This is a genomic window from Ferrovibrio sp., from assembly GCF_029255545.1.
GTDB lineage: Bacteria > Pseudomonadota > Alphaproteobacteria > Ferrovibrionales > Ferrovibrionaceae > Ferrovibrio.
Genome location: NZ_JANLJJ010000097.1, coordinates 1 through 9357 on the forward strand (window position 1 = coordinate 1; position 9357 = coordinate 9357).

Consider the following 9357-nt stretch of genomic DNA (forward strand, 5'->3'; position numbering starts at 1 on the left):
CGCCCATTCGAAGGCGGCGATGTCGGGCAGGTAGTGATGGCCGCCCAGATCGGGCAGGGCGGCGAGGAAGGTGGGAAAACCGGCGCCGTAGAGATTGAGGATCGGCGAGCGTGGCGGATCGTAGATCAGGTAATCGCGCGCCGTCTGGGCGAAAAAGGCCTCGCCGACCAGCGCGCGGGTAACCGGAAAGGTGGTGGCGATGGTCTCCAGCAGGCTGGCGCGGAAGCGGTTGGCGTAAATCTGCAGGCGGCCCTCGGCGGGAATCGCATCGCCGATCACCTTCTCGGCGATAGTGTAGAGCGAGCCGGTCAGCGCCTCGGCGAATTCGCGCTGCAGTTCAAGCTGCGCGCTCATCATCCACCTCGGCCTCGTCGGGATCTGTAATGTCGCTGGGTCGCAACGCGGCTGCGCGTTGCCGTTCTGCATGGCGCGCTTCGGCCACCAGGTGGTCAAGCGGTGGCAGATTGCTGTCCCATTCCAGCAAAGTGGCGGCATGGGGAAAGCGCTGCACCGCGCTGGCATAGAGGCGCCAGACCGGCTCGGCCACCAGGGTGCTGTGGTCGTCGATCAGCATCGGTCGGTCGTCAGCCTGGATTTCACTGTGACCGGCCAGGCGAATCTGGTGCACAGCCGTGGCCGGCAGGCTGTCGAGATAGGCCTCTGCCACGGCCGGCGCTGCTTCGCGGCCAACATGGTTCACGCTGGAGACATAGAGATTGTTGACGTCGCAGAGGATGCCGCAGCCGCTCTGCTGGCTCAGGCGACTGAGGAATTCCGCCTCGGCGATCTGGCTGTCGCGGAAGCGCAGATAAGTGGCCGGGTTGGCCATCAGAATCGGGCGTTTCAGCCTGCTTTGCACGATATCGACATTGCGCCGGCAGGCTTCTAGGCTTTCCTGCGTATAGGGAAGTGGCAGGCGGTCGTTGTAATAACGGCCTTCAACACCCGTCCAGGCCAGATGCTCCGACACTTGTGCCGGCACCAGCCAGCCGACCAGTCGGCCCAGGCGTTCCAGATGCTCGGTATCGGGCAGTTCGCAACCACCGAGGCCGAGACCGGTACCCTGCACCGTCACCGGCCATAATGTCCGCACCTGTTCCAGATAATGACGGGCGCCGCCCCCGCCCATATAGGTTTCGGCATGGACATCCAGCCAGCCGATAGGTGGCCGGGTTTCCAGCAGGTCGCGGTGATGCGGTGGGCGCAGGCCGATTCCGACCCGTTCTGGCGCCAGGGGGGCCAGCAGTTCGGCGGCCGGAGCCTGCGACAAGGCCGGATCCCGGTCGGCAATCGGCTTCAGATCGGTCATGACGTTCTGTGGACCACGAGAGGGCATCCCGCATCTGGCTGAGCCGGTGCCGCATGATGCCTGCACCAGTTTGCAAGTGTATCATTCCAGAGAGGAAAAAAACTGCCGAGTTCAGCCGGAAATCTGCTCAACCAGCAGTTTCTTCCAGGCGATGGCCATCCGTGGCGGGCAGGCCAAGACGGCCGAGCCCCGGCAGCTTCAGGGCCGGCCGCAGAATATCGACGCCGATGGTCAGCCCGAGCAGGTTGAGTTCCAGCCCCTCACGCGCGGCGGCGGTGATCCCGGCCAGGCCGAACAGCGAAACCTGCCAGCCGGTGCCGCTGGGGGCCGGGGCAACCAGCCGGTCGGTGCCGATCCAGTCCTTGCCCACGGCGGTTGGCGGCAGTTCCAGGCCCAGCTCGGGCACTTCGCGGGCGAGATAGGCGATGAAGCTGTTTGAGTTGGGGCCCGGCCAGATCACATAGCCATCGCGATGGGGATAGCGCTCGGCGGCGCTGATCAGCAGCGGAATGGCTGCGGCCGCCTCCGGCCCACGCAGGTCATGCAGAAGTTCGGGCGGGTTGCCGGCCCAATAACCATCCGGCGTGCGCTGGCTGATCCGCACCGCAGATCCACCCCAGCCGACGACTTCATAGCGTGTGAAAGCCGGTACGCCGGCCGGCTTGACCACCAGCCAGGTATGCACCGCAAAAGCCCCGCGCCAGCCCCAGACGCGGGCGGCATAGATCTGAACCACGGCATCCTTCACGGCCAGCGGGTCGGGCGCCAGTCCGGCTGAGTCCCAGCGGCTGGTCGACCAGTGCTTGCGTTCTGCCGTGGCGACGCTGACACCGCTGGCCAGCAGTGGCATGGCGATCAGGGCCAGGAAAGCGGCCAGGATGAAGCGGGGTAAACGTCGAGGTTTCGTCATGTCTGCCTGCCAGTAAGCATAGGCTGGCCCGCGATTGTGGCAAACTCAAGGATTTCTGATGCAGGCGAGTATGTAGGCAAAAGGCCCTGCTATTTCCGGGTATCCAGTTCTTGTAATAGTTGGCGTGCCAGAGAAGCAGTAGGTTCAACACCTTGATCTCGAGATTTCTCCAGCCAATAGCGGGCGCGAATTCTGCTCACGGGATCTGGCTTTTTTGCCAATAAAAAGCCGAGGCCATAGATGCCGGTTTGGTCGTTGTTTTCGGCGGCTATGGTCATCCAGTGGAGTTGCTCTTCGAAATTAAGAAAAGCGAACCCGTAATATTGGGCCAGTCGATATGCTGCCCGTCCTGAACCCGCCAGAGCTGCTGTTTTAAGCGGCTCAAGGTCTTCGGCAGGAATAATGAAACTATTGATTCCAATAACGGGTTTTTCGTCCTGAGCAAAGGCGGCTGGAATAAGCAATAGCGCTGATACGACGGCGATGATGCAGGAATAGCGGTGTCGCATTCTATGCCCTGGCCCGTGGATGCGCACTGCCATAGACCCGCAGCAGGGCCTCGGCATCCACCTCGGTATAGCGCTGGGTGGTGGCCAGCGAGGCGTGGCCCAGCAATTCCTGAATGGTGCGCAGGTCTCCGCCGGCCGCCAGCAGATGGGTGGCGAAGGAATGCCGCAGGGCATGCGGCGTGGCCGTCTCAGGCAGGCTCAGGGCGCGCCGGGCATTGCGCATGGCCTTCTGCACGATGGCAGGGTCCAGCCGCTTGCCGCGCGCGCCGTAAAACAACGGCGTGCCAGAAGCAATTGGCCAGGGGCAGAGCTTGGCGTATTCGGCGATGGCCTGCCGCACCACGGGCAGGATCGGCACCAGGCGCTGCTTGTTGCCTTTGCCGGTCACGGTCAGGCTGTCGCCTTTCGGAATCTGGTCGCCATTGAGGCCGAGCGCCTCACCCAGGCGCAGGCCGGCGCCCCACAGCAGGGTCAGGATCGCGGCATCGCGCGCCTGCAGCCAGGGTTCGGTGGCGAAATCCTCCGCCGTGTCGATCATCTCCTGCGCTGCCGGCACGCTCAGCGGCTTCGGCACGCTATGCGGCCGCTTGGGGCTGCGCAGCAGGCTGATGGCGGCGGTTTCCACCAGGCCGTCGCGCTGCAGGCGGCGGAAAAAGCTGCGCACCGCGCTCAAATTCCGCGCCAGCGAAGTCGCCGCCAGGTCATCCTTGCGGCGGTGACTCAGATAGGCGCGGAAATCGCTCAGGCGCAGGCCGCGCAGATCCTCCAGTGTGGCCGCATCGCCCAAATGCTCGCTGAGGAATGAGAAGAAGCCGGCCAGGTCCTGGCCATAGGCCCGCAGGGTGTGGCGCGAGAAACGCTTTTCCTTGGCCAGCCAGCGATACCAGGCTTCGGCTGCGGCCTTCGCATCCCCGGCCGCGAGAAAGAATGGCAGCCGGTCGTCGGTGGCGGTTACGGCTGCGGCAGGTCGAGCCATGACCGTACCGAGCGGCCGAGCACGCCGGCGAGAAATTGCAGCAATTCCGTGCCCTGGCTGGGCAGGAACTTGTCGGCCTCGCGCGAGCCCAGCGCCAGCATGGCTGCTGGCGCGGTGGGGCCAAAATCGAGCCGCGCCAGCGCATCCGAGCGCACCAGGCCGGCAGCCGGCCCATAGAGCCAGTCGGCTGCCTCGCATTTGTCGCGGGCGATGGCGGGCAGGGCGCCCAGCAAGGTGTCGATGGCGCCATTGGGCAGCACAAAGACGCCGCCGGTGGCGATATCCTTCATGCGCTCCGGGTCGCCCTCGACGCAGAGGCTGATGACGTCGACCTCCAGCAGGTCGGTCCAGTCCTGGGTAGCCATATGCACCATATGCTCGAAGCTGCCGGCTTCCAGCAGCATCAGCACGGCGGCATGCACGCGCTGGGTGGCCGACAGGTTTTGCCGGCTGGCATCCAGCAATTCGGTGCCGACATGCGACATGCGGGTGAGCTCACCTTGCAGCTTCTGCACCATGAAACGCTGCAGGTCGACCACGTTGTTGCCGCTATGCGGCTGGGCCGGCGGCAGCAGCGCCTCGCACAGATCAGGATGGCGCGTCAGCAGGTCGGGATGCTGCTTCAGCCATGCCACCACCTCGGCCTCATCGAGGCCGGCTGGGGCTGCGGCGGGAGCGGTGATGCCTTCGGCCATGCTTCTGCTCCGGGCTTATTTGTCGCTGCCCAGGATCGACTGGCCGGTCTTTTTCCAGTCGGCAAGGAAGGCATCCAGGCCCTTGTCGGTCAGCGGATGCTTGACCAGCGAACGCAGCACCGCCGGCGGCACGGTGCAGACATCGGCGCCGATCTTCGCGGCCTCCACCACATGCATGGGATGGCGGATCGAGGCGACCAGCACCTCGGTGTTGAAATCAGCATAGTTGTTGTAGATCTGCACGATGTCGGCGATCAGCGCCATGCCGTCATGGCCGACATCGTCGAGCCGGCCGACGAAGGGCGAGACGAAGCTGGCGCCGGCCTTGGCGGCCAGGATCGCCTGGGCCGGCGAAAAGCACAGCGTGACATTGACCATGATGCCGTCGTCCGACAGCGCCTTGCAGGTCTTCAGGCCGTCCAGGGTCAGCGGCACTTTCACGGCCACGTTGGTCGCCAGGGCGGCCAGTTTGCGGGCCTCGGCCAGCATGGTGGGATGATCGGTGGCGGCCACCTCGGCCGAAACCGGGCCCTTCACGATCCTGCAGATTTCCTTCACCGTGGCGACAAAATCCTTGCCGGTCTTGGCGACCAGCGAGGGGTTGGTGGTCACGCCATCCAGCAGGCCGCTGTCATTCAGGTCGGCAATCTCGGCCACGTCGGCGGTATCGACGAAAAACTTCATGTCCTAAACTCCATGGGCGGCGCCGGCCTGCCCGAATCGGCTCCGATGGTATAAGTCGTTTGGTTAACAATACCCGACCCGGCCAAGTGCTTCTAGCTTAACCGGGCTGTTCTACCGGAACCCGCCCCTTGACCCCGCCCGATCAAATCCGCGTTCTGCTGCCCCTGCCGCTGGCCGAGCCCTTCACCTATCGCACCGGTGAGGCAGGGCCGCTGGTGCCGGGCGACATCGTGGAAGTGCCGATCGGCAACCGTGTCTCGCTGGGCGTGGTTTGGGATGGAAATCCTGAGCCACTGCCGCTGGCCAAGGTGAAGGCGGTGCTGCGCCGTTGCGAGGCGCCGCCGATATCGCCTGCCCTGCGCAAGCTGGTCGATTGGGTGGCGGGCTATACGCTCAATCCCACGGGCGCTGTGCTGAAGATGTGTCTGCCCGAACCGCGCGCGCTGGTCGAGCCGCCGCCGATGCGGCAGATCCTGCGCTCCGGAAAAACGATCGAGATGCGCGCCAGTGCCCAGAGGGACCGCGTGTTGCAGATCGTCGCCGAGCGACCGGGCCTGAGCCCGCCCGAGCTGGCCGAAGCGGCGGCCGTCTCGCCGGCCGTGGTACGCAAGCTGGTCGAACTGGGCGCGCTGCAGGCTGACCAGGTGCCCGCCTTCCGCCCGCCGCCGCCCGACTGGCGCCGGGACGGGCGCGCGCTGAATGCCACCCAGGCCGAGGCGGCGGCAGGATTGCGGGCGGCCGTGGCGGCACGGGATTTCTCGGTCACCCTGCTGGAAGGCGTCACCGGCGCGGGCAAAACGGAAGTCTATTACGAGGCGGTGGCCGAGGCGCTGAGGGCTGGCCGGCAGGTGCTGGTGCTGTTGCCGGAAATCGCGCTGACACAGCAATCGCTGGATCGGTTCGAACAGCGTTTCGGCGCGCCGGCCTGGGCCTGGCATTCGGAAATGGCAGAGGGTCGGCGTGCCGCCACCCTGCGCGCCATCGGCCATGGCGAAGCCAAAGTGGTGATCGGCGCCCGCTCGGCACTGTTCCTGCCCTATGCCGATCTCGGCCTGATCATTGTCGACGAGGAGCATGACGCGTCCTACAAGCAGGAAGAAGGCGTGATCTACAATGCGCGCGACATGGCGGTGGTGCGCGCCAAGCTGGAAAGCATCGCCGTCATCCTTGCCTCGGCGACGCCGTCGCTGGAAAGTCTGCATAACGTCGCGCGCCGGCGTTATGCCCATGCCGTGCTGCCTGAACGCCATGGCGCCGCCACGCTGCCGCGCATCGATATCGTCGATTTGCGCAAGGAACGCCTGCCGGCCCAGCGCTTCATCAGCGCGTCGCTGCAAGCCGCGATCCGCGAAACCATGGAAAACGGCGAGCAGGCGATGCTGTTCCTCAATCGCCGCGGCTATGCGCCGCTCACGCTGTGCGGCGCCTGCGGCCATCGCCTGCAATGTCCGAACTGTGCCGCCTGGCTGGTGGAGCACAAACGCCACGGCCGTTTGCAATGCCATCATTGCGGCCATCAGCAGCGCCTGCCCGACACCTGTCCGTCCTGCGGCGCCGAGGATCGTTTCAAGGCCTGTGGTCCGGGGGTGGAGCGGCTGGCCGAGGAAGCCGCCATGCTGTTCCCCGAGGCGCGCCTGGCGGTGATGGCCTCTGATACCGCCAACTCGCCGCAGCAGATTGGCGAGATGCTGACGCGCATGGAAAACCGCGAGATCGATATTCTGGTCGGCACCCAGATCGTGGCCAAGGGGCATCACTTTCCGTTGCTCACCCTGGTTGGCGTGATCGATGCCGATCTGGGGCTGGCTGGTGGCGATCCACGCGCCGCCGAACGCACGCATCAGCTGCTCACCCAGGTGTCGGGCCGCGCCGGCCGCGCCGATCATCCCGGCCGCGTGCTGTTGCAGAGTTTCCTGCCCGAGCACCCGGTGATCGCCGCCCTCAGCCGCCACGACAATGCCGGCTTCATCGCCGCCGAAATGGCCGAACGCCAGCGTGCCGGCATGCCGCCATTTGGCCGGCTGGCGGCAATTATCCTGAGTGGCGCGGATCAGGCCCAGGTGCAACAGGTGGCGCGCGATCTGGCCCGTGTGGCGCCGCATGGGCCAGGTCTGACCGTGCTGGGCCCGGCCCCGGCGCCGTTGCATTACCTCCGTGGCCGCTTCCGCGAAAGGCTGCTTCTCAAGGCGGTCCGGGAGATCGACGTTCCAGCCGTCCTACGCGAATGGCTTTCAAAGATTAGACTACCTTCGGCTGTAAAACGTGCCGTTGATGTCGATCCTTATAGCTTTCTTTAAGACTCCGGTTTTTAAGTTTGGCCGTGGTCGGCCGGTCCACCCAGGATTGGGAAACCGGGAAAAAGAGGGGAAGAAATCCATGCGGCGCGTTCGCCTGTCCGCCATCCTTGCGGTGTCGGTTGCTGTTGTTGGTCTGGTTGGCTGTCAGGAAAAGCAGACCGCACCCGATCAGCGCCATACCGCGCTCAGCAATTTCCAGCAGTTCATCCAGAAGACCGGCGGTCTGAAAAGCCTGAACACCTTCCAGAAGCGGCGGCCCGAGATCAATTCCGAGGAAAGCCTGGGCGTGATCTACGACGGCGCCCGCACCCAGGGCGAGGTGATGCGTTTCCGCGACAAGCAACTGGCCAAGGAAATGCTGCCGGCGCTCAAGGCCGTTCGCCAACGGCTCGGCGAAAGCGAGAACTGCGTGTTGCGTGGTTATTTCATCGCCTGTGGCGAGGAAAAATTCGTCGAGGTTTTCCGGAAGTGGGAGTGAGCGGCGCGCCGCTCACATCCACCAGCCGAGCGTGATGGCGAGGATTGCCAAGAGGGTCAGCGGCGCCAGCGCCAGCGCGACCCAGAAGATCACCGCCGGGGTCCAGACAACGGCCAGCACGCCGATCAGCAGCAGGATGTTGACAAAGAACAGCGTCGCCTTGGCGGCGTGCGGTTCACGTTCATAGGCGGCAAAACCCTCAGGAATAACGGTGGTTTCGTCGGCGGCCAGCAGCAGGTCGTCGGCGGCAATATCGGTCATGGCAGGCTCTTTTTTTTGTATCGTCTCGAAAAGGAGGCGAGGGGAAAATGCCGCCCGCAGCCTGCCAAAGCCAGCCGACAGAATGACGCAGGGCGGAATGTCGCAGTAAAGGGCCGCTCAGGCCGGAATTCGGTTGCGGCGGCGCAACGGCGCGTAAGCATCCAGCAGCATTTTTCGCCACCAGCGATGCGCCGGGTCATTGTGGAAGCGTTGATGCCACCACAGGAAGGCCTCGGCCCTGGGCAGCCGCAGGGGCGGCTGCAGGAGCTGCAGGCCGAATTGTTGCTGGCCCCATTCCCCGATTGATCGCGGCACGGTGGCAATCAGGTCGGAGGCGGCCACGATGACGGGTGCGCCGACGAAATGCGGTACCGTGAGCGCCAGGCGCCGACGCTGCCCCAGTTTCCCAAGCGCATCATCGACGACACCGGTATCGCGCCCGCCGGTCGATATCATCAGGTGCGATTGCGCCAGAAAAACGTCCATGGCCAGCCGTTTTGTCGCGGCCATCGGATGCCCTCCACGCAATATGCAGACAAAATCCTCGCTGACGATCAGGCTGCGCATCAGGCCGCGATCGAGGGCGAGTTGCTGCTCGACTTCGCCGCCAGCGATCACGGTGTCCAGGCTGCCGGCTCCAAGTTCCGCCGCCAGGCCGGCGCCGATTGGGCGAATGCGGACATTAATGCCGGGTGTTTCGCTCTGCAGGCGCTGCATGACGCGGTCCATGCCGGTCAGCAGGGGGTGATCGACGGTCGCAACGGAAAACTGCCGCTGCGAACTGGCGGGGTCGAAGCGTATCTCGCGGTTCAGGGCGCGTTCGAGTTCGCTTAAGCCGGCCCGCAGCGGTGCGGCCAGGTCGAGGGCGAGTGGCGTTGGCGCCATGCCATCGCTGCTACGCACGAATAACGGATCGCCATAAAGGTCGCGAAGGCGTTGCAGCGCGTGGCTGACGGCGGACTGGGTCAGCCCAAGCCGTGTGGCCGCGCGGCTGACGCTGCGTTCCGCCAGCATGGCGTCCAGCGTCAGAAACAGGCGGATATCTGTCCCGGAAATATGCCTTTTATTCATATCCATATGATTAGCATGAATTTGAATCATCATACCAGCAGAGGCATATCAGGCCATCTAAATTTATGGGGGCGCGCCATGGCACAAGGACGGTTCGATCTGTATCGCAATGTTCACAAGGGTCTGCGCGCGGCGCTGAATGCCGCCGCGTTCGAGCTTGGCGCGGC

The 9357-nt window shown here is 64.6% G+C and carries 11 protein-coding genes; 2 read left to right on the top strand and 9 right to left on the bottom strand.

Annotated features, from left to right (window positions below; genetic code table 11):
- From Q1J79_RS19090 to fsa, 7 genes are all read right to left on the bottom strand, one after another.
- Positions 1-354, bottom strand: a 354-nt coding sequence (locus Q1J79_RS19090; RefSeq protein WP_300303640.1) for a DNA-binding domain-containing protein, incomplete at its 3' end; no start/stop codon positions are given.
- Complete coding sequence (locus Q1J79_RS19095; RefSeq protein ID WP_300303643.1) at positions 338-1309, bottom strand: DUF692 domain-containing protein; 972 nt, start codon at positions 1307-1309, stop codon at positions 338-340. The genes Q1J79_RS19090 and Q1J79_RS19095, both read right to left, overlap by 17 nt.
- Positions 1310-1436: 127 nt before the next feature.
- Positions 1437-2219, bottom strand: a complete 783-nt coding sequence (locus Q1J79_RS19100) for a DUF3750 domain-containing protein (protein WP_300303646.1) — start codon at positions 2217-2219, stop codon at positions 1437-1439.
- A gap of 89 nt (positions 2220-2308) precedes the next feature.
- Entirely contained in the window at positions 2309-2728 is a 420-nt protein-coding gene (locus Q1J79_RS19105; protein WP_300303649.1) for a hypothetical protein, read from the bottom strand.
- Between the two features lies 1 nt (position 2729).
- A complete protein-coding gene (locus tag Q1J79_RS19110) occupies positions 2730-3704 on the bottom strand; it encodes a tyrosine recombinase XerC (protein ID WP_300303652.1) in 975 nt (324 codons plus the stop codon).
- The gene (locus tag Q1J79_RS19115; RefSeq protein WP_300303655.1) at positions 3680-4399 is read right to left on the bottom strand and encodes a DUF484 family protein; all 720 of its coding nucleotides are present in this window, start codon (positions 4397-4399) and stop codon (positions 3680-3682) included. Before Q1J79_RS19115 ends, Q1J79_RS19110 begins: the two co-directional genes overlap by 25 nt.
- Before the next feature lie 15 nt (positions 4400-4414).
- Positions 4415-5083: a fructose-6-phosphate aldolase gene (fsa, locus tag Q1J79_RS19120; protein ID WP_300303659.1), complete on the bottom strand. Its 669-nt coding sequence runs from the start codon at positions 5081-5083 to the stop codon at positions 4415-4417.
- A gap of 128 nt (positions 5084-5211) precedes the next feature.
- Between fsa and Q1J79_RS19125 the strand changes: the two genes are divergently transcribed.
- Both Q1J79_RS19125 and Q1J79_RS19130 read left to right on the top strand, forming a co-directional pair.
- The gene (locus Q1J79_RS19125; RefSeq protein ID WP_300303661.1) at positions 5212-7380 is read left to right on the top strand and encodes a primosomal protein N'; all 2169 of its coding nucleotides are present in this window, start codon (positions 5212-5214) and stop codon (positions 7378-7380) included.
- A 79-nt stretch (positions 7381-7459) separates the two neighbouring features.
- On the top strand, positions 7460-7858 hold the full coding sequence (locus Q1J79_RS19130; RefSeq protein WP_300303664.1) for a hypothetical protein: 399 nt from the start codon (positions 7460-7462) through the stop codon (positions 7856-7858).
- 12 nt (positions 7859-7870) lie between these two features.
- Here Q1J79_RS19130 and Q1J79_RS19135 read toward each other — a convergent pair whose 3' ends face one another.
- Together Q1J79_RS19135 and Q1J79_RS19140 are read right to left on the bottom strand one after the other, a co-directional pair.
- Complete coding sequence (locus Q1J79_RS19135; protein WP_300303667.1) at positions 7871-8119, bottom strand: hypothetical protein; 249 nt, start codon at positions 8117-8119, stop codon at positions 7871-7873.
- 117 nt (positions 8120-8236) lie between these two features.
- Complete coding sequence (locus tag Q1J79_RS19140; RefSeq protein ID WP_300303670.1) at positions 8237-9190, bottom strand: LysR family transcriptional regulator; 954 nt, start codon at positions 9188-9190, stop codon at positions 8237-8239.
- Positions 9191-9357 lie beyond the last annotated feature (167 nt).